Annotated in this window: 21 protein-coding genes and 1 tRNA gene; 14 read left to right on the top strand and 8 right to left on the bottom strand. The window is 62.6% G+C overall.

The annotated features are described in order from the left end of the window. Positions 1-45 precede the first annotated feature (45 nt). Complete coding sequence (locus BRA49_RS11135; protein WP_292386116.1) at positions 46-543, top strand: DUF5946 family protein; 498 nt, start codon at positions 46-48, stop codon at positions 541-543. A gap of 14 nt (positions 544-557) precedes the next feature. On the opposite strand, the gene BRA49_RS11130 is transcribed toward BRA49_RS11135, so the two are convergent. The 5 genes from BRA49_RS11130 to BRA49_RS11110 form a co-directional block, all read right to left on the bottom strand. Next, a complete protein-coding gene (locus BRA49_RS11130) occupies positions 558-1,517 on the bottom strand; it encodes a nucleoside recognition protein (RefSeq protein WP_292386115.1) in 960 nt (319 codons plus the stop codon). Positions 1,518-2,223: 706 nt separating this feature from the next. Continuing rightward, positions 2,224-2,841 carry an ArsR/SmtB family transcription factor gene (locus BRA49_RS11125; protein ID WP_292386114.1) on the bottom strand — a complete coding sequence of 206 codons (618 nt, stop codon included), beginning with the start codon at positions 2,839-2,841 and terminating at the stop codon, positions 2,224-2,226. Next, positions 2,834-5,578 carry an alanine--tRNA ligase gene (alaS, locus tag BRA49_RS11120; RefSeq protein WP_292386113.1) on the bottom strand — a complete coding sequence of 915 codons (2,745 nt, stop codon included), beginning with the start codon at positions 5,576-5,578 and terminating at the stop codon, positions 2,834-2,836. The genes BRA49_RS11125 and alaS overlap by 8 nt, the downstream gene beginning before the upstream one ends. Positions 5,579-5,640: 62 nt before the next feature. Then, complete coding sequence (locus tag BRA49_RS11115) at positions 5,641-5,958, bottom strand: SWIM zinc finger family protein (RefSeq protein ID WP_292386112.1); 318 nt, start codon at positions 5,956-5,958, stop codon at positions 5,641-5,643. Continuing rightward, on the bottom strand, positions 5,955-6,677 hold the full coding sequence (locus BRA49_RS11110; protein WP_292386111.1) for a Nif3-like dinuclear metal center hexameric protein: 723 nt from the start codon (positions 6,675-6,677) through the stop codon (positions 5,955-5,957). The genes BRA49_RS11115 and BRA49_RS11110 overlap by 4 nt, the downstream gene beginning before the upstream one ends. Positions 6,678-6,927: 250 nt before the next feature. On the opposite strand from BRA49_RS11110, the gene BRA49_RS11105 reads away from it, so the two are divergent. The 4 genes from BRA49_RS11105 to BRA49_RS11090 all read left to right on the top strand — a co-directional run bounded on the left by BRA49_RS11105 (position 6,928) and on the right by BRA49_RS11090 (position 10,981). After that, positions 6,928-8,229, top strand: coding sequence for a PEGA domain-containing protein (locus tag BRA49_RS11105; protein ID WP_292386110.1), 1,302 nt, complete (start codon positions 6,928-6,930; stop codon positions 8,227-8,229). A 135-nt stretch (positions 8,230-8,364) separates the two neighbouring features. Beyond that, positions 8,365-9,873 carry a homocysteine biosynthesis protein gene (locus BRA49_RS11100; protein WP_292386109.1) on the top strand — a complete coding sequence of 503 codons (1,509 nt, stop codon included), beginning with the start codon at positions 8,365-8,367 and terminating at the stop codon, positions 9,871-9,873. Continuing rightward, positions 9,870-10,268 (top strand): 4Fe-4S binding protein, encoded by a 399-nt coding sequence (locus BRA49_RS11095; protein ID WP_292386108.1) that lies wholly within the window; start codon positions 9,870-9,872, stop codon positions 10,266-10,268. The genes BRA49_RS11100 and BRA49_RS11095 overlap by 4 nt, the downstream gene beginning before the upstream one ends. Continuing rightward, positions 10,265-10,981, top strand: a complete 717-nt coding sequence (locus BRA49_RS11090) for a UPF0280 family protein (protein ID WP_292558939.1) — start codon at positions 10,265-10,267, stop codon at positions 10,979-10,981. Before BRA49_RS11095 ends, BRA49_RS11090 begins: the two co-directional genes overlap by 4 nt. Here BRA49_RS11090 and BRA49_RS11085 read toward each other — a convergent pair. Further along, positions 10,978-11,370 (bottom strand): hypothetical protein, encoded by a 393-nt coding sequence (locus tag BRA49_RS11085; RefSeq protein WP_292386105.1) that lies wholly within the window; start codon positions 11,368-11,370, stop codon positions 10,978-10,980. The two genes, BRA49_RS11090 and BRA49_RS11085, sit on opposite strands and share 4 nt — an antisense overlap. 133 nt (positions 11,371-11,503) lie before the next feature. On the opposite strand from BRA49_RS11085, the gene BRA49_RS11080 reads away from it, so the two are divergent. From BRA49_RS11080 to BRA49_RS11060, 5 genes are all read left to right on the top strand, one after another. After that, complete coding sequence (locus tag BRA49_RS11080) at positions 11,504-11,785, top strand: MarR family transcriptional regulator (protein WP_292386104.1); 282 nt, start codon at positions 11,504-11,506, stop codon at positions 11,783-11,785. A 1-nt stretch (position 11,786) separates the two neighbouring features. Beyond that, positions 11,787-12,311 carry a tRNA (cytidine(56)-2'-O)-methyltransferase gene (locus tag BRA49_RS11075; protein ID WP_292386103.1) on the top strand — a complete coding sequence of 175 codons (525 nt, stop codon included), beginning with the start codon at positions 11,787-11,789 and terminating at the stop codon, positions 12,309-12,311. Next, positions 12,308-13,384, top strand: coding sequence for an ATP-grasp domain-containing protein (locus BRA49_RS11070; protein WP_292386102.1), 1,077 nt, complete (start codon positions 12,308-12,310; stop codon positions 13,382-13,384). Before BRA49_RS11075 ends, BRA49_RS11070 begins: the two co-directional genes overlap by 4 nt. A gap of 125 nt (positions 13,385-13,509) precedes the next feature. After that, positions 13,510-14,031: a transcription factor gene (locus tag BRA49_RS11065; protein ID WP_292386101.1), complete on the top strand. Its 522-nt coding sequence runs from the start codon at positions 13,510-13,512 to the stop codon at positions 14,029-14,031. Further along, entirely contained in the window at positions 14,024-14,509 is a 486-nt protein-coding gene (locus tag BRA49_RS11060; protein ID WP_292386099.1) for an HD domain-containing protein, read from the top strand. Before BRA49_RS11065 ends, BRA49_RS11060 begins: the two co-directional genes overlap by 8 nt. On the opposite strand, the gene BRA49_RS11055 is transcribed toward BRA49_RS11060, so the two are convergent. Beyond that, a complete protein-coding gene (locus BRA49_RS11055; RefSeq protein WP_292386098.1) occupies positions 14,502-15,005 on the bottom strand; it encodes a regulator of amino acid metabolism, contains ACT domain protein in 504 nt (167 codons plus the stop codon). The two genes, BRA49_RS11060 and BRA49_RS11055, sit on opposite strands and share 8 nt — an antisense overlap. Positions 15,006-15,185: 180 nt before the next feature. On the opposite strand from BRA49_RS11055, the gene BRA49_RS11050 reads away from it, so the two are divergent. Together BRA49_RS11050 and BRA49_RS11045 are read left to right on the top strand one after the other, a co-directional pair. Further along, positions 15,186-15,270: transfer RNA gene (locus BRA49_RS11050), tRNA-Leu, on the top strand. A gap of 156 nt (positions 15,271-15,426) precedes the next feature. Beyond that, positions 15,427-16,710 (top strand): STAS domain-containing protein, encoded by a 1,284-nt coding sequence (locus BRA49_RS11045; protein ID WP_292386095.1) that lies wholly within the window; start codon positions 15,427-15,429, stop codon positions 16,708-16,710. Positions 16,711-16,854: 144 nt separating this feature from the next. Here BRA49_RS11045 and BRA49_RS11040 read toward each other — a convergent pair whose 3' ends face one another. Next, positions 16,855-17,328 (bottom strand): nuclear transport factor 2 family protein, encoded by a 474-nt coding sequence (locus BRA49_RS11040; RefSeq protein ID WP_292386093.1) that lies wholly within the window; start codon positions 17,326-17,328, stop codon positions 16,855-16,857. A 294-nt stretch (positions 17,329-17,622) separates the two neighbouring features. On the opposite strand from BRA49_RS11040, the gene ercA reads away from it, so the two are divergent. After that, positions 17,623-18,771 (top strand): alcohol dehydrogenase-like regulatory protein ErcA, encoded by a 1,149-nt coding sequence (gene ercA / locus BRA49_RS11035; RefSeq protein ID WP_292386091.1) that lies wholly within the window; start codon positions 17,623-17,625, stop codon positions 18,769-18,771. Then, positions 18,761-19,897 carry a PAS domain-containing protein gene (locus tag BRA49_RS11030; protein ID WP_292386090.1) on the top strand — a complete coding sequence of 379 codons (1,137 nt, stop codon included), beginning with the start codon at positions 18,761-18,763 and terminating at the stop codon, positions 19,895-19,897. Before ercA ends, BRA49_RS11030 begins: the two co-directional genes overlap by 11 nt. Positions 19,898-19,985 lie beyond the last annotated feature (88 nt).

The following is a 19,985-nucleotide window of genomic DNA, read 5'->3' as shown; positions in this document are numbered from 1 at the left end:
GCACCGATGCGAAGAAGTGCGATGACGCCAGAACTGGCATAGTTCATGAACAGTAGCGCTTTCACTGTCTGCCCCGGATGCGGGGTGAAGCTCCCCGACCGGAACCTCGGTCCTGCGGAGCGTTACAACGCCGCGGGCGAGTGCCTGGAGGCGTACTATGACCTGACCTGCTGGACCCTCGTGCAGCAGGACGCCGGGTTCGTCCACCAGCACGCAGTCGACGCCTACGCGGCGCAACACGTTGGAGAGCGAATGCGCCCGATAACGGCGGTGTTCGCGCTCATCGGGCTCTATCTCGCTGTGGAAAGAGGGTATACGGGCCGCGAGGTGCAGCTTGCGCATATGAAGATCGCGAGGAGGCGGAGAGACTGGCCGCGGCTCGAACCCCCGGAAGGCAGGGGAGACCTGACCGTGATGGACATCCTTCTGGCCGCGACGGATGCGGAGAAGGAAGAGGCGCTGATGCGCTGGACTGCGGCGGTCTGGGAAGCCTGGGAGGACCGGCACCGGTGGGTGCGGGAGACGACGGAGAAGGTCCAATGACGCAGGGTCGTCATTCACCAGAACCAGGCCAGCAGGAAGATCGTCACCAGCAGGAGGCCGTCCTGGAGCGCGACCGAGAGGAGCATGATCTCGGTGCCTTGCTTCGGCCCGAAGATCGCGACATAAAAGGACCCGAGCCAGCGCAGGTAGGTGACGACGCTGGTCAGCAGGTTCGCCACGAGCAGCGTGACGACAATATCCCTGCCGACCATATCACCGGCAGCGAGCAGTCCAGACGCAAGGCTTGCTGCGGCGATGTACGACCCGAACTTTGCCGCGATGATCGCGAGGCCTTCGGGCGGTATGGGAAAGAGCCTGCTCGCGCCCTCCAGATGCGCCGCAACGGCGTCGAATACCCCGGCCTCGATGAGAAACGCCACAACGACGAGCGTCGGGATCATAATCCCGAGGATCCGGCGGAGGGTTCTCGCGGCCGGTCGGAGGGAGGTTCTCAGGGCCGTTTTCGGGGGTAACGTCCGCCCGGAATGCTCCTCCGGCGTCCGGGTCGCCGGAACCGCCGAGAGAAGCATCCGCCCGGCAATCATGACGATCCCGGTCTTGAGAAACCCAATCGCCATCAGGATGGCAAAGTAGATCACGCCAAAGACCCCGAGCAGCGGGACATAAACCGGGATCAGGTAGCGCCAGTGCATGACGACGGACGGGAAGGAGTTGATGAGCGCCGCGACGACGAGCTCGCCCCGCCCGATCATCCCTTTATGGTAGTAGTCGACAAGCATCGCGTCCGCCGCCTGCGGCGAGACGAATGCCAGGAGAAAACTCGCTCCGCACTCGCGGGGGAGGTGGGAGAAGGTCGTGACCGGGTAGGCAACGCTCGCGATCCTCTCGGTGATCCGGAGAGCAATCAAGATCTCGGCGATCAGCACGCCGATAATGACGATCGGGACCGTCCGGAGCAGGAGCTCGGATGAGAGGACCAGAGTCGCTGAAAGGATCTCCATTGCGCTGCTCATGATCTACGGCTCGCCGGGGTTTTGCCTGCACGGCGCGGCATGCGAGCTCGTCCCGAAACACTGTTTCATACGCCCTCTGTACATATCACGGTTCTGGATGCCGGCAATGGTGCGCGGCCGGCTCTGCAATCCCCATAGGCCTGTGCTGCCGATCTCGGGCCCGGGCGCCTCATGATCCAGAAGAACGTCGACGTCCCGATGAAGAGGGTGATGGCGGCCGTCATCGCCCCCCCGCGATCGCAAAAAGGTTATTCATATGCCGTGGTGGCATCCTGCGGCGAATTCAGGAGTGTTTCGGGTTTTTAACTGCCGTGTGCTTCAGCTCTTCTTCCCCGGACAGGACCTGCCTTCCATCCCCGGTCACAGGGCCGGCATCCGGCCTGCCTTAAATGCAAGACAAACGGATCTCACGAAAGAGAAACGGCGTTCGACGTAGATAAGCCAATATTCCGTGGTTTCCGGCTGCCGCCGGAATTTACGGCAGGATCCCGATGGGATAGCCTTATGGTGTCATACTCCGATCAGGCATATTGTGGTGATAGACCATGCCAAAGTGCTACAGTTGCGGTGCAGAGATCAATCCAAAGAAGACAAGATGCCCCAAATGCGGGGCAAAGGTTGAAGCAGGAAGCGGGCAACCCCAGGGAGCCGGATCTGTCAGGGGGCGACGATAAAGATCCCCTGATACCCCCTCACCAGACCTCTTTTATCCGTTTCTCCCTTTTTCCGCCCGCGGGGAGGTCCGCCACCAGTAGTAGACCTCGTAGACCAGGAGCGCGAGCAGCACCGCGCAGGCCCCGAAGAAGAACCCCATCACCAGGTCGTGGACCGGCAGTCCCCCGGCGGCATCGAAGGCAGGTGTCCGGAGCGTCACGACCTCTTCGCCGTTTCCACCGGAGGCCATCGGGCCGGGCGGCATGGCCTGGATCCCCGGCATGACCACCGGAAGAAACGTCGCAAGGCTGAGGCTCGCGAAGATGGCGACCGCAAAGAGCGTCGCGTACTTCTGGAGCACCGACCGCAGATCGCTCACCGGCGGCGCGATGATGAACACCTGGTTCGCAAGACCGTAGACCTTCACCTCGCGCCCTTTCTCGCTCCAGCGGGTCTCCATAACCTCAAGAATCCCGGCGTCGAGGAGGTTCTCGATGTGGTAGGAGGCGGTGGTGATCGGGATCGCCATCGCCCTGGCAACCTCTGAGGACGTCAGCGGCCCGCTGCCGAAAGCCTGAATAACCGCGTTCGCCGTCTGGCTCGCCATTGCCCGGGCGATCTTCTGAGCCCGCTCATCGCCCGGCTGGATAACTACAACATCGTCAACCATGGAGTGCTTCAAGGATCTCTCTGCGTCCGTGCTCCAGCGCCTCATCAAGCCGGGAGGCGTCTGTTCCGGCACCCTGCGCAAGCGTCGGTTTACCGCCGCCCTTCCCGCCGAGGATGCCGCATACCTTCCTCACGATATCGGCGGCGTTCACCATCGGTACGCCGGAGGCTGCTACCACCTTCACGTTTCCGTTTCCCGACACGAAGAGCGCCACGCCGCCCTCTGCCGAGACGCTGCTCGCGAGATCGACGAGTTCCTTCTGGGCCGCATCCACCTGCCTGACGACGACCCGGACCCCGTCGACCATCTCGCCCTCGAGGTGCTGCGCCTGGAGGTCCACCACGCTCTTCTGGAGCCGCTCGATCTCCTTCTTCTGCTCCTTCCATTCCGAGAAGAAGCGCGCTACCGCCGCCGGCAGGTTCTCGGGCTGGACGCTCAGCACATCGGAGGATGCCTGGAGGAGATCCGTCATATGCTGCACGGCATGCACGGCGGCGATGCCGGCCGCAAAGACCAGCCGCTCGACGCCGTCCTGGATGTGCTCGACGCCGATGACCCGGATGAAACCGATCTCGCCGGTCGTCCGGACGTGCGTACCCGCACACGCCTGCACGTCGCTCGCCACCCGCACCGTCCTGATCTCCCGGCCCGGCGGCACCCCTCCCTGGTAGAGGTCGAACCCGTACTTCTGCTCGGCCTTCGTCCGCTCCTCGATATGGATATAGACCGGTGTATCGGCCATGACCAGGCGGTTCGCCTCGATCTCGATCCGCTTGAGTTCGTCGGGCGTGATATGCGTGTAGTGCCGGACATCAAGGCGCGAGGTCTCGCTCCCCTTCTGGGCGCCCGCCTGGTGCACGTGGACGCCGAGCACCTTCTTTGCGGCGTGCAGGAGGACGTGGGTCGCCGTGTGGTGGCGCATCAGCGATCGCCGGCGTTCCTCGTCCACCATTCCCTTCACCCGCTCGCCGCGCTTCAGGGGACCTCCCGTGACCCGGTGGAGGATCACCTCCCCGACTTTCGTCGCCTCCTCCACCCGGACCATGCTCTCGGACGTCACCAGGGTGCCGGTGTCGGACGGCTGACCGCCTCCCTCGGGGTAGAAGAGCGTCTGGTCCAGCACCACCATCCCGTCGAAGTAGTCGAGCACCATCGCCTCGAACTCAACCTCGTTCGGCAGGTCGTAGAAGAGTTTCTTCGTCGGAGGGAGTGTCTTCGCCCGCTCGCGGTACGGAGCAAGCGGGTCCTCTCCTTCCGCTGCCTTCTGCGCCTCCGAGTGGATGTCGGCGATCAGCGAGTAGAAGTTGTCGGGAACCTCCACGACAGCCCCCTCGGCGGCAGCGACATCCTTCACCATCTCAGGCGGGATGCCGTGCGAGTCGTAGAGAGTGATCACCTCTGCGAGAGGGACGCGGGTGCTCTTCGCCTTGTAGTTCCGGGCAATCTTCTGGACGATCCGGGTCCCGCGTTCGAGGGTCGCGGCGTACCGCTCCTCCTCGCTCTCCACGATCTCCCTGACCACATCGACGCTCTGCCCGAAGTTCCCGGTCCCGACGACCTGCATCTGCGCCTCGATCAGGTCCCCCAGGTCTTCGTCCATCGAAAGGTCGTTCATCATCCGGAGCGTCCGGCGAAGCACCAGCCGGGCGAGGTACCCCTCGCGGACGTTCGAGGGGACGATGCAGTCGCCGAGCATGTAGGCGAGGCAGCGGGTGTGGTCGGCGACGGAGTAGACCTTCTCGATCGGGACGACGATCCGCTCGAGCCGCTCGACAGGCACGTCGATCGCCTCGGCGACCTTCCGCCGCAGGTTGTAGAGGTTCGTCCCGGAGATGTCCATCACCCCGGCGAACCGGGCGCTGAGCCCCATGATCTTCGTGAACTCCGGGTTGTCAAGGAGGTGCTCGAGGTGAGACGAGCGCATCAGGCGGCTCACCATCTCCGGGAAGACCGCGTCGTAGATCGTCGGCGAACCCTTCGAGGCCCAGACAAACCGCTCGAGGCCGTAGCCGGTATCCACAATCTTCAGCCGCATCGGATAGTACGGCTCCCCGTTCACATCGACGGGCGGCTGATCGGTCTTCTGCCGCCCGAGGTTCATGAAGACCAGCGTCGCGACCTCAAGGCCGCCGATGAGCACCTCGACGGAGGCCCCGGCGTTCCCGCCGCCGTACCAGGGGTGCTCCTTGTAACTGACACGGTTAAGGTCGCCGCCGATCGACGCAATGAACTCGTCGCAGAGGGCAACCGTCTCCTCCTTCCAGTAGACCTGTTCCTCGGGGGTGTTGAAGGCGTGGTGGGCCATCATCTCAAAGAGTGTCAGGTGGCGCCCGGATCTCCCTACCGAGTCAAGGTCGTTTAAGCGGATGCAGGGCTGGGAGATGGTCAGCGGGTTTGCCGGCGGGGGAACGACCCCGCTCGTGACGAACGGCTGGAAGTCGGCGATGGATGCTATGGTGAGGTAGATATCGTCTCTCCACCGTGCGGCTACGGGGTAGCGCTGGAGGCGCGTGTGACCGTGCCGCTCAAAGAACGAGAGGAACGCCTCCCGCATCTCGTCAACGGTATGGGGTTTGAAGACCGGGTTGCCGATGAAGTTATACGTCACACACGGAGCGTCGCCGCAGAGTTCCTGTTCAGGGTCCCGGGTCCAGAAAGCAGCCCCGCAACTCTTGCAGATCTTCCGCACAAATCCCTGGGATCGGAAATAATCGAGCGTATATTCTTCTTCGAGCATTGAAAATCACGCAGTATGATCAACGTATGACTGGAACTGATATAGTTGTTTGCGCTACACCGTTAACGTTTCCATACGTCCTGGTACCAGAGGTCGTAGGATTCGTAGAATCCCGTCCGCTCGGCGATGCGTACCGCAAGAATGTGCCAGCACTCGCAGCCCCGGAAGAGGAAGTCGTTGCAGGTGCAGAAGTCTTCCTCCACGATATACTCGTCACTGTGGCCCACCACGATGAAGAAGTCCAGATAGCGCTTCACCCGCCTCTCATCGACGGCTCTGAGCGCCTTTCTCCCCCGCTCCCCGTAGGCATGCTCGATACAGGCGCGAAATTCCGGTGTCAGCTTTCCGTCCCGCTCCATCTTCTGCCAGATGCTGCTCATAGAACTACCACTACGTGCGGTGGGTCAGGGATATAATGCCATCCCATGCGGGAGGAGAGCGCCTCCATGGCCGGGGCCTCGAGGGCGTAATGGGTGGCCTCGAGGCAGGGGATGGGCGACGCACGGGCGACGCTGTGCTTTAGTTCCGCCGAGAGGAAGGCTTCCGCCCCGAGGGCGGCGGCCTCCCGGATCAGGTCCGGGTCAAACCCGCCGCCGCCCACGAGCGCCAGGCGGCGGATCGTCTCGATCTCGCCGTAGACCCGTATCCCCCCGCCGGGGAGGCGGCGGACGATCTCGGTCACGTCGAGGGAGCAGTCGCCGACGAGGCCGACGGTCATCCGCTCGGTCGCAAAAAGACCGAGTTTTGATGCCAGGACGTCATTGACGCCGCCCTCGGCACGGTCGAAGTTTGTGTGCATCACATAGAGGTTCATCCGGGCGGCAAGGATGGTCCGGAGCAGGTGCGACATCGGCCCCCGGACCGCCGTGATCGGGCTCCAGAGGGGTGTATGGTGGACGACCAGCATATCCGCGCCGGCACGGACTGCGGCCTCCACCACGCGCTCTGTGGCGTCAAGCGCACAGCAGACGGTCCCGATCTCGTCCTTCCCCTCGACGACGAGACCGATCTTCCCGGCATCGTAGTCTTCAGCCAGTTCGGGGGGAGCAACCTGCTCCATCGCGGTGATGAACCTCTGGATATCCATGCAGTACCCCATGTTGATCTCGCGGGATAAAAAGGTGGACGGGGTTGCCCGGAGAACGAGGGTCGCCTCCCTCAGTACAGATCACCTCTGGGCATGAAAATACCCGGGTCGGGTGGATCGTTCATCTCCGGTAACATCGGGCATCTTTCCTTGAGAAAAACGACCGGTATTATCAAATGGTATCAGAAATCGGAGATACAAAAATAGAAATAATTATCCATCAAAAAGCCGACATTCGACTGTTATCTATCGGAGACAGAGCATGTTAAGAACCCTTATCATCGGAATGACGCTCCTCTTCCTCTGTGCCGGCATCCCTGCCGTCTCTGCAGGCATCGGAGGAGATGAAGGATGGTACCGCGTCCACTGCAACATCGACGGTGCCGACGTATATTTCGACGGAGAGTACCAAGGTACTACATACGGAGGATGGATCGATATCCCGGTCTACACCACCGGGTCGCCCTACAGCACCGTCCGGGTTGAGAAGAGCGGTTACCGCACGTACTCCGCCGGCCTGCCCTCCGGACCCGCTATGGGCGATACCGTGAACGTCTACGCGACGCTGCAACCGGTCGAGACCGCCGGTTCGATTCGGGTCACGTCAAGTCCTTCAGGCTCGGCCATCTACTTAAACGGGAACTACCGCGGAGTGGCGCCGCTCACGATCCAGAACCTCGTCCCCGGCACCTACTCCCTTGACGCTGAACGGTCCGGCTACCAGTCCGATCACACGACCGTCACGGTCAGGGCGGGCCAGCAGTCGAACGTCCAGTTCACCCTGACAGCGATCGAGCAGTACGGGTCGGTCAAGGTCACGTCCTCCCCCTCGGGCGCCTATGTCTACATGGACGGGGTCTACAAAGGCCGGACGCCCCTGACGCTCTCCAGCGTCTCGGCAAAGAACCACAACATCGAACTCGATCTTGCCGGCTACTATGACTGGAGGTCGACCGTGGCCGTGACCTCCGGCGTCACCCGCTACGTCGACGCCCGGCTGACGGCCGTCCCCTCCGATACCACCGGGGCAATCGATGTCGTCTCCTACCCGGCAGGTGCGGACGTCTTCCTCGACGAGAAGTACCAGGGCAAGACCCCCTCGGCAGGAGTATACACGATCTCGAACGTCGCGGTCGGTTCCCACACCGTCAGGGTCGCTCTCTCGGGCTACCAGGACTACACGACGCCGGTCGGTGTCAGCAGTGCAACCACGAGCCATGTCAGCGCGGCCCTCCAGCCCGGCCAGTCAACCACGACGACCGGCTCCATCGCGGTCACCTCATCCCCCTCCGGCGCCGAGGTCTACATCGACAACGCGTATAAGGGCATCACCCCGGTGACCGTCGACGGTGTTGCCGCCGGCACCCATGCCGTCAGGGTGGCGCTCAGCGGCTACGGCGACTGGGCGACCACCGTTCAGGTCGGCGCCGGAAGCACCGCTTCCGCCTCGGCCTCGCTTTCTGCCGTCCCGACCCAGGCACCCAGCGCAGGCATGGCGCCCTTTGCGGTAGTCGGGGCGCTCGGCATCCTCGGGCTTCTTGTTGCCCTGCACAGGCGGGACTGAAGAGTTAGAACCCCCCCTTCTTTTTAGCATAGCCATGCACGATTCGATCGCTGCCGGAATGCCTGCATATCCCAGGTCAATATTACTAAAAGTAATAATCAACACCTATAAATATTCCCAAATGAATATACGTTCATGGAAAAGTCCCTTGACCTCATCAATGCCCGGATACGCGACGGTAGTGCACGAGTGGTTACCGCCGACGAGATGCCGGGGATTGTCGACGAGTTAGGAGAGGAAGGGGCACTGGCGGAGGTCGACGTCGTCACGACCGGGACGTTCGGAGCAATGTGCTCCTCCGGTGCCTTCTTCAACTTCGGGCACGCCGACCCCCCCATACGGATGGAGCGCGTCTGGCTCAACGACGTGGAGGCATACGCGGGAATAGCGGCGGTCGACGCCTACCTTGGCGCAACCCAGGAGGCCGAGTCCAAGGACCAGGTCTACGGCGGCGCCCACGTCCTCGAAGAACTCGTCGCCGGAGGCACCGTCGAGCTGCGGGCAACCTCTCACGGGACCGACTGCTACCCGCGCCGGAGCATCACCACGGAGCTGCTCCTCGAGGACATGAACCAGGCGATCATGGTCAACCCGCGGAACTCCTACCAGCGCTACAACGCGGCGACGAACGCCACCGACCGGACGCTCCAGACCTACATGGGCACCCTCCTCCCGCGGTGCGGCAACGTCTCCTACTCCGGCGCAGGGACCCTCTCACCGCTCGCAAACGACCCCGAATTCCGGGTCATCGGGAGCGGCGTCTCGATCTTCCTTGCCGGTGCCGAAGGAATGATCGTCGGCGAGGGGACCCAGCACTCTGCTGGGGGCGGCTTTGGGACGCTGATGGTGACCGGGGACATGAAGCAGATGCGCCAGGAGTTCCTGCGTGCGGCAGTGATGAACGGCTACGGCGTGACGATGTATGTCGGCGTCGGCATCCCGATCCCGGTGCTCGATACCGGGATCGTCCGGAGCACTGCGGTGCGCGACGAGGATATCCTGACCGACATCATCGATTACGGCACGCCCCGGCGCGACCGGCCGTCGCTCGCGAAGGTCAGTTACGCCGACTTGAGGAGCGGCTCGGTCGAGATCGGCGGTGAGACGGTCAGGACGTCATCGCTCTCCAGTTACCGGCGGGCACGGGCGGTTGCGACGGAACTCAAGGACTGGATAGAGAGGGGGAAGATGGAACTTGCGCTTCCCACCCGGCGGATCGACCCGACAAAACGTGCGAGACCCATGCGGGAGACGGCCGTCAGCCCCCGCGTCCGCGAGATCATGAACCGGCAGGTGATCAGCATCACGGAGGACGAGGAGATCCGGGTGGCGGCAAAACGGCTCCTCAAGGACGAGACGAACCACCTCCCGGTTCTCGACGGGAACGGCACGCTGGTCGGGATCATCACCACCTACGATGTCTCGAAGGCGGTGGTGAACGACGGTAAACTGCGACAGGTCAAAGACATCATGACCCGGAAGGTGATCAAGACGACCCCGGACGAGCCGGTGGACGTCGCCGCCCGGAAACTGGAGCAGAACAACATCAGCGCGCTTCCGGTGGTTGACGCGACGAACCGGGTAGTCGGCATTCTCTCGGCGATCGATCTCGGGAAGCTCTTCGGCGGGAGGCGGCGGCGATGAAGCTCCTGCTCTCCTTCTCCCGAAAAGGGAAAGCCGACCCGGGACGGGAGCCGGTGATCGCCCGGGTGGTGAAGGAGACCGGCGTCCTCATCAACGTGGAGAAGGCGAACATAGACTCGATGGCAGGGGAGGTGCTGATCGATGTCCCCGATAGGGACGCGGACCTGGTCCGCCGCCGCCTCGAGGAGATGGGGGTCGCGGTCCACGTGATGGAGAATGCCATCACTCTCGACGAGGCGGAGTGCGTTGATTGCGGGGCCTGCATCAGCGTCTGCCCCCAGGAGGTCTTCTCCTTCGACGAGGAGTGGCGCCTCCGGGTGATCGCCGAGCGGTGCGTCCTCTGCGGCAAGTGCATCCGGGCATGCCCGCACGGCGCCCTCTCGCAGCAGGGATGATCCGGGAGCACTTCGAGTTCCGGCAGACGATCGCGACCATCCTTGCCGGGACCCCTGAGGAGGTCGCGGCGGCAACGTCCGGGATGCTGGCCGCCCGGCAGGAGGTCGAGCGGCAGATCGCCCTCGACCCCTATTTTTCGGCAACTTTTGAACCGTATACGCCGGCGTCCCCCGGGCGGACCGTCGGGCGCATGGCCCGGGCCGCAGCAGGGGCCGGGGTGGGGCCGATGGCGGCGGTGGCGGGGGCCATCGCCTGGGCGGGGGTTGAGGCGATGGTCGAGGCCGGGGCAGCGTTCGGTCTCGTCGACAACGGGGGGGATATCGCTCTGGTGAGCGACCGCGAGGTGAAGATAGGCGTTTACGCAGGCGCATCACCCTTGAGCGGGCGTATCGCGTTCCTGCTCCCGCCACAGAACGAGATCCTCGGGATCTGCACCTCATCGGCGACGGTGGGTCCGTCGATCAGTCTCGGCATCGCCGACGCCGTGACGGTCTTCTCCCCCGACGTCGCCGTCGCGGATGCCTGGGCGACGGCGATCTGCAACCGGATCGGGGCAGACGACACCTCCGTCCTCGACACCCTCCCCGGGACCGGGGTTACGGGCGTCCTCGCCATCATCAACGACGCGGTCATCCGCTGGGGGGACCTTCCGGCGGTCGTGCGGGCGAAGGTGGACGAACGGTTAATCACCGCCGGTCGGTCGCCGCTCTAGAGAGACTCGTCCAGGTACCTGACCATAGCCGCGTATGCTTCCGGGCCACGGAACCGGGCAAGCACCGTATCACCGTCGGTGAGGAGGAGCACGGGCTCTCCATCGGCGAGCGTGAAGATCAGGTCGTAGATATCGATCTCGTCGACGACGATCCCCCGGGCGAGGTCCGATGCCGCATGGAGCTGCAGCCGCTCCATCGCGAGTTCGTCGGGCGTCTCCCGGAAGAAGTAGTAGAAGACCTGGTAGGCGTTGAGGAAGTCGGAGGAGAGCAGGGCTGCCCGGGTCTCTCCGTCAAGCGTATCCAGCCTCTCCGCGAGAAGTTCGTCGTCATCGCCGCTCGCCTCGAAGAGCCCGTCGGCAAGGTCCGCAAGTTCTGCATAAGTTACCATCGTTCGGTTCCCACCCTTCCTGTCTGTCGTCCTGCACCTTCTTGAGATCCGCCCGGATAGCGGCGGGTAGAGCCGGATCGGTGCAGACGGCGCATGAATAACTATATCGGTCTATCCGGAAAAAAGAATAGGTGTGCGTGAGGAAGATCTGGATTGGGCCATATATCATCGGATTCCTGCAACCGGCTGCGTTACGGTCGAAGACCTGGCAGCGGCCACCGGTTTTGAACAGAGCGCGGTCACGGCATCGCTTGATCGTCTCGAGCGCTACCTCCTGGTCCGGCGCTCCGACGATGAGGTGCGTCTCCTCTCCATTCAGGAGTCGCTGATCGAGTGCCAGTGCCGGCATACCACGGAAGATCTCCCGTTCGTCATCGAGAACGGTGTCATCAGGGCGAAGAAGAGGGACGAGTGATATGCCCGAAGTAGCAGTACTCAGGATAGGCCACCGGCCCGAACGCGACCAGCGGGTGACGACCCATGTCGGCCTCGCGGCGCGGGCGCTCGGGGCGCAGGGGATGTACCTCGCCGCGAACGACCACGGCGTGATCACGAGCATCGAGGATGTGGCTGACCGGTGGGGAGGGGAGTTCTTCGTCGAGAACGACGTCAAGTGGCGGCGGTGCATCCAGGACTGGAAGGCCGGCGGCGGCAAGGTCGCCCACCTCACGATGTACGGGCTCCGGATGACCGACGTTATCGACGAGATCCGGGGAGAGGAGCGGGTGCTCGTCGTGGTCGGGGCGGAGAAGGTGCCGGGCGATATCTACGGCCTTGCCGACTACAACGTCTCGGTGACCACCCAGCCCCACTCGGAGATATCGAGCCTCGCCCTCTTCCTCGACCACCTCTTCGAGGGGAAGGAACTCAACCGGGAGTACCCGGACGCGAAGATCCGGATCGAGCCGACGAAGGTCGGGAAGAAGACGGTGGAGCGGTGACGGGCCGGGTGCTGGTTGCGGGGTTCGCCACGCGGCACGTGGCACAGTCGGCCCGCCGGGCCGGCTACACGGTCTACGCCGTCGACCACTTCTGCGACCAGGATCTTGCCTGGTGCACGGAGGAGTGCCTCGGGTTCGACGACCTCGCCGAACTCCCGGAGAAGATCGCCGAACTCGCCGCCCGTCACCCGGTCGACGCGCTGGTCGTCGCTTCGGGCGCCGAGACGATCGGGACGACGATCCCGCTCTGCGGCACGCCGCCCGCGAAAGTGGAGCGATTCCTGGATAAACTAGAGATCCAGCGGTTCTTCGAGAGGCTGGACGTCCCGGTCCCGCCGCTTGCCGGGGCCGACCACTACCCGATGATGGTCAAGCCGCGCCGGGGAGCGGGAGGGTGGCGGAACGCAGTCGTGAAGACCGCCGAAGAACTCCGCCGGTGGGAGGAGGCCTGGCCGGACGTTCCGTATGTCGCACAGCAACTCGTCGACGGGATCCCCTCGAGCGTCTCCTGTGTCGCCGACGGCCGGCGCGCGCGGGCCGTCGCGGTCAACCGGCAGATCTTGCGGGGGGAGGGCGAGAGCGCGCACGGGTTTGCCGGCTCCGTCACCCCATTCGCCCACCCGCTTGCCGGGGAGATGATCGCAGCGGCCGAGCGGATCGCTGCCGCGAGCGGATGCGTGGGCTCGGTCGGGATCGACTTCATGGCGGGGGAGAGACCCTGGACGATCGAGATCAACCCCCGGTTCCAGGCGACCGTGGATACGGTTGAGATGGCGACGGGGCAGAACGTCTTTGCCATGCACATGGACGCCTGCCGCGGGATCATCCCGGCGGCGATGCCTGCGGCCCGGCAGGTCGCAGTCCGGCGAATCCTCTTTGCGGAGCGGGATATGCAGGTTGATGCGGATCTCGCACCGCTTGCGCCCCGGATCGCCGATATCCCCTGGCCCGGCACCGAGTTCGAGGAAGGGCATGCCGTCGTGAGCGTTTATGGGGTTGGGCAAACCGAGGCGAAGGCTGCCGCGGATCTGGAGGAGAGCACCGCGGCCGTCCGGCGGCTGCTCGGGGAGTGACCGCCGGCCGCGCACGAGCAGCCCCTTCAACGGGAAAGGATGTTAAAGATTGAGAGCAGAATATGGTGCGCATCGATGCTGAACCATAACTATTATAGACTATCCTGCTATGGGGAGATTTGAGCATGGTATCCGTCACTGAACTGTTAAACGATCCGGCAATCAACGCCTATGTCCTGCGCATGATCGGGGAGGACGGTATCGAACTCATCAGGCGGTTCCCCGAGGGTGGGGAGCACAGCGACGAGGAACTCGCCGAGATGACCGGGGTCAACCTTAATACCGTCCGTCACACGCTCTACACGCTCTACGAGAAGCGTCTCGCTGAGTACCGGCGTTTGAAGAACACCGAGACCGGCTGGCTCACCTACCTCTGGCACCTCCGGCTGGACCGCGTCCATGACGTGCTCGAGGAAGAGATCCGGGACGTGCTCGAGCACCTCGATACCCGGCTCACCTACGAGGAGAAGAACGACTTTTATATGTGCAGGAACTGCAGCATCGTCTACACCTTCACCGATGCGGCAAACTGGAACTTCGAATGCCCGAACTGTGAGGCGATGCTCGAACACTTCGACAACGAACTCATCGCCACCGCCCTCAGAAGAAGGGTCGACAAGATCAAGGAGAGCCTCGGGAGTGCGTGAAGAGGATTGCATCGCCCTCCTCCGGCGCGCGGGGTGCTCCGGGGGGGTCGTCGCCCACTGCCGGGCGGTGCGCGACCTTGCGCTCACCTATGCCTCCGACAGCGCCGTCGACCGCGACCTGGTCGCGGCCGGCGCTCTCCTCCATGACATCGGCCGGGGCGTGACGCACGATATCCGCCACGCGGAGGTGGGCGGCGCGTTGTGCCGCTCGTTCGATCTGGATGAGGCAATCGCCGCCATCGTCGAGCGGCACATCGGTGGGGGGCTGACGGCCGACGAGTGCTCGCTCCTCAATCTCGTGCCGCGCGACTGCATGCCCCAGACGGTTGAGGAGAAGATCGTTGCCCACGCAGACAATCTGGTGAAGGGGACCCGCGCCATCACGCTCGAAGAGCGGCTGCAGCACGCAATCGCGCTCCCGAGGAGGCAGAGGGAGCGGATCTGTCATCTAGCGTTCGAAGTGGAACTCTTCAGATGACCAGCCGCTGCACCTGGGGGAGCGCACGCAGGCGTTCGTAGACCGACGCCGGGACCCTTGGTGCGTCCACGATCATCACGAGTTTCGGCTCTTCTGCGAGGTAAGGGTCGGTGACGAAGATCTGGCGGATGGGGAGGTCGTGATCGACGAGGACTTCGACCGCCGCACCGACGATCCCCTTCTGGTGCGCGTCCTTCGGGTAGAGCGTGATCACCGAGAGGCCGAGGGCCTCGGCGACCCGGGAGAGGTCGGGCGCGGCGCGCATCCGGAGGAAGATCTTCGCCAGGCCGGGGTTATCGAGGATGCGGCGGGCAGTGGCATCGACGACCCTGCGGTCGGTCTCGATCGCCCTGCCGATATGCGTTGCGGGGATCTCGATGCCGTTGCAGACGACGCGCCCCTCTTCGTTGATGCCGAACCCGTTCTCCAGCAGGAAATGGACTACCCGGCCCTGGGACGGCGAATCAGCGAACTCCCGTGAGATGTCGGCCCACATACGGAACTATTGGAGCGGAGCAAATAAATATACACCGACGCGGGTCACGGTGCGCCATGGTCCAGGTCTGTACCCGGGATCGCGGTCCGGCGGCGGCTCCCGGCCTCCGGGACAGCAAGGGCACGGGCCCGGAGAGCAAGATGTTTTATGGTTGCAGTGCGTTGTATAGAGAAGAACAGGGCGAGGGTTGCCGAGCCAGGTCAAAGGCGCAAGGTTGAGGGCCTTGTCACGAAGGTGTTCGGGCGTTCGAATCGCCTCCCTCGCATTCTATCTTTTCATCTGTTCTCTGTAGGTGTTTTTGCGGCTTACGGTGAGTAAGCAGGGTCCGGTCACGTGCGGTTGCATCTCTGTCGGTGGAAGAGGCCGGAGACGGTTCGGTAAAAATAACCGGGAGCGTTCCGATACCTGTACCGGGATACATATGGACCTAGCGACCGAGAGAAGAGATGGCATCCTGACGTTCGTGATGCGCGGAAGGCTTGACGGCTACGGTGCGGGAGAGCTCTCCGATGCCGTGCAGGCGTCGCTGCAGGACGACGACCGGTCGGTCGTCTTCGACCTTGCAGGAGTAAGTTACCTGAGCAGTGCGGGCATCCGGGTTCTTCTTGCCGTAAAGAAACGATTGAAAGAGCGGAGCGGCGTCCTGGCCCTTGCCGGGGTGCAGGAGTACCCGAAAAGCGTTCTCGATATGGCCGGCGTGACGCCGGTATTCTCCCTCTACCCCACGGTCGGGGAGGCCGTCCTCGCCTGCAGAAAACCGCAGGACAGCCTCTCGGTCATCAACGAACTGGCCCGGACCCCGTTCACGAGGGGCGGCGTGGCCTATACCATCGAGCCGACCTCTGCACGGAGTGCGTCGCTCCGGGTCACCGGCAGCCTGGAGAAGATGTTATACGCCCGCCTGACCGAAAGAGACATCCGCGCAATACCGTTTTCAGCTCTCCACTACTCGCTCGGGATCGGCGCGCTCGGAGAGGGCGTGGCGGAGACGCTCCCGCTCCTTGGGGAGATGATCACCCTGCACGGCTCGGTCGTATGGCTGCCGACCGACGGAAACGCCACACCCGACTTCTTCACACCGGTGAAGGACACCGGAGAACTCTCCATCTACTCCGGGTATAACGTAGCGCTCGACGGGCCGTTTCACGAGATCGTCACCATCGACGCAGGAGACGAGGGCAGCATCATGCTCTCTGACGTATACCGCACGATCTTCGAGTTTGCCCGGGAGCAGAGGCGCGATTTCTCCGGTATCGCCGCACTTGCCATGTGGGCCGTTGTCGATGGGGTCTGCAGCCTGGGAGTGAAGAGATCACCTATCGCTGCGTCATCGCCAGCGAACGGCCTCCCCATCAACGCTGAGGAGAACGCAGAGGATTGGCTCGAAGAGAACGATGAGCCGAGGTATCACGGCGACACGATGGTCAGCTTCGGGTTCGGGATAGACTACTCCGCCTGTAACGATGAGCGCCTCTCCGCCCTCACCGACCAGAACCGTCCGAAAACGCAGCAGCTGCAGCTTCACAACCATGGCGTCATCTTCCGGGGAGTGCCGTGGGATGCCTCGGTCGATCTCTCCCGGCAGGTCGAGCGGATCGTGAACGAGGCTGAGTTCGTCGATATGCGGCACCTCAAGGATAACACCCGGATCCGGCGGGCGAAACTCGCGGTGGCCTATATCTCGGAGATCGCGGTCGAGGAGTGAGGCAGGTTCCATCAGGGATGGTCGGCGGGAGTCACCGGTTGCCTGAACAGAAGGATGACCGGAACCTGCTCCGACACCCCTTTCTGTAGAGTTGCGGTCCGGCGGCGGCTCCGGAATCGATCTTTGCCCCAAACTCCGGGAAGGTTATAGCCCCAGATCGGAGAGTCCCGGGTGATCGTCGGGACGCCGTCCCGGCGGCCAGCGATACTTCCGCTCCCCCTCCTGGATCGGCAGATCGTTGATGCTCGCGTAGCGGCGGCGCATCAGGCCGGACTCGTCGAACTCCCAGTTCTCGTTTCCGTAGGAGCGGAACCAGGTACCCGAATCATCGTGCCATTCATATGCGAACCGCACGGCGATACGTGCTTCATGAACCGCCCAGACCTCTTTTATCAGCCTGTAATCGAGCTCTTTTGCCCATTTTCGCTTCAGAAACGCGACGATCTCCTCACGGCCGTTGATAAACTCCGTTCTGTTGCGCCAGGCGCTGTCGATACTGTAGGCAAGCGAAACCCTATCGGGATCGCGGGAGTTCCAGGCATCTTCGGCCATACGGACCTTCTGCACCGCTGTTTCATACGTGAACGGCGGCAGTGGCGGACGACTCTTCTCGGCCATACGCCCTCTCAGCCCGTACAGGTTGATATAGGTGCGGTCACTCTGCATGACTGCAGGGTCTATGTGCGGACAGAATCCGATCGGCAGAGGTTTTCTCTCCTGTGGACTCGCTGTTATCCATATAAATAGCGCCCGATGCGTATACCGAATCTGACAATCTGCGTGTATTCTACGACGGCAACACCATAATATCTATCTACCCTTCAGAACACATCGCCAAAGTATATATGGTTCCGACTTCGTACAGGTGGGTAGCAGTCTTGCTTTCTGTCCCGGAATGGTCTGCATCATACAATGATACCGAGAAGCCAGCTTGACCTGAGAAAATTTGTCGCTCCGGAGTTTATCTGCGGATACGGAGCGCTGCACCTTGCGGGCCGGTATGCACGCAATTTTAGAATGAAACAGGTGCTTCTCGTCACCGACCCGGGTGTCCGGGCCGCAGGCTGGGCGGATGCCGTCGGCGAGAGCCTGACCGAAGCAGGGGTATCGTTCACCATCTTTGATGCCGTCTCCGTCAATCCCCGCGCCGGGGAGGTGATGTCGGGCATGGAGGTCTACCGGGCCGAAGAGTGCAACGGCATCGTCGCCGTCGGCGGAGGGAGCCCGATGGACTGCGCCAAGGGAATCGGGATCGCAAGTTCCAACATGCGGGATATCCTCACGTTTGAGGGCGTCGACCGGGTGCCGGTTCCCGCGCCGCCGCTCATCTGCATCCCGACGACCGCCGGGAGTTCCGCCGACGTCTCCCAGTTCGCCATCATCACGGACGAGGTGAAGAAGCGCAAGATCGCCATCATCTCTAAAATACTCGTTCCCGACATCTCCCTGCTCGATCCCGAACCCCTGACGACGATGTCGGTGGAACTGACCGTGGATTCCGGGATGGACACCCTCTGCCATGCGGTCGAGGCGTATGTATCCAATGCCAGTTCCCCGATGACCGACATGCATGCCCTTGAGGCGCTACGGCTCATCCGGAGCGCACTGCCTGCGGCCATACGGGAGCCCGGTGACCTGGACCTGCGCTTCTCGACCCTCCTTGCCAGCCTTCATGCCGGCCTCGCGTTCTCGAACGCCAGCCTGGGGGCCGTGCATGCGATGGCGCACAGCCTCGGAGGGGCCTGCGATCTTGTGCACGGGCGGTGCAACACGCTCCTCCTCGAGCACGTGATCGCGGCCAACTACGAGGCGGCACCGGATCGATACGACCGGATAGGAGAGATCATCGGCCCGATAGATGACGAACGAGCCTCTCTTGCAGAGGGGGTAGCGGCGTTCAGGAGGTCGCTCGGGATCACGGGGACCCTTGCCGGATTCGGCCTCCGGAAGGAGATGATCCCCACACTTGCCTGGCAGGCGTATACCGACCCCTGTATGGTGACGAACCCCCGCAGGCTCACCTGTGAAGAGATCGAACGGATCTATGAATATGCGCTCTAAACCTCCTGATGACCGGGATCTGCTCCGGGAGAAGATCATCGGCCTTGGAGAGGCATCCCTGCACAAGAGTTACTACCCGGAACTCCAGAGCCGGCTTGCGGAACTCGAACGGTTCAGGGCCCTGCTCGACCAGACACATGACGCAATATTCCTGATCCGTACGGAGACCGGAAAACTTGCGGACGTTAACGCATCTGCGGGGGCATATCTTGGCTACTCAAAGGAGGAACTGGTTGCGATCCCGTTTGCCGACCTGCTCTCCCCGCAACAGAGCGCCCGGTTTGTCGATCTCGTCCGGAAGAAGAGCGATCACCCCTCCGGATCCCGGCAGACCTGCATCGCATCGCTGCTGTCGCGTGGGGGAGTGGAGATCCCGGTGGAGATCACCGTCCGGTCCGTCACCTTCGACGGCGAACCGTACATCGTAGCGATTGCGAGGGACATCACGAACCGGATCTTTGCCGAGAAAGAACTCAAAATAAAAGAGAGCGCCCTTGAGTCCTCGATTAACGGCATTCTCATAGCTGATCTCACCGGGACCATCATGTATGCCAACCCGGGATTTGCTTCAATCTTCGGATACGAACGAGGGGAAGCAATCACAGGGAGAAACATGGATGCATTCTTTGTGGATCCCACCTTTGGCGGAGAGATTACGGTCCATATCCTTGATAGCAACGCGATTATGAAAGAGACGATCGGGTTGCGAAACGACCGGTCTCCATTTCACATTCAGGTCTCAGGCAGTGTCGTCCAGAACGATGCCGGACAGCCGCTCTGCATCATGCTGATCGTCATGGATATTACCGAGCGGATACTCGCCGACCAGATGAAACGGGAGGCATACGCGCAGCTTGAAAAGAATATCGAGCAGTTTGCTATTCTTGGGGATCATATCCGGAACTCGCTGCAGGTGATCGTGGGGTATGCTGAGATGATCGATGACCCTCTCATCAGAAAGATCCTCGATCAATCAGGCCGGATCGACGAGATCGTTACGCAACTCGACCAGGGATGGATGGAGTCGACGAACGTCCGGCGTTTCCTGCGGAGGCGCGGCGGTGATGCGGATCCTCCTGCAGAGACGCTCGCCCGCTCATCGGCCGCGAAGGAAGAAGACTCCTGATACACGTTTTTTTTCGGATCGGATTTTTCGGGAGCGTCAGGTTCGCGGGCCGACTCGTGCGGGGCGAATTGAGCCCCGTCATTGATGA

Origin of the sequence: Methanoculleus sp. UBA430 (genome assembly GCF_002506585.1) — an archaeon.
Classification (GTDB): domain Archaea; phylum Halobacteriota; class Methanomicrobia; order Methanomicrobiales; family Methanoculleaceae; genus Methanoculleus.
This window is presented reverse-complemented; position numbering and strand designations above follow the sequence as displayed.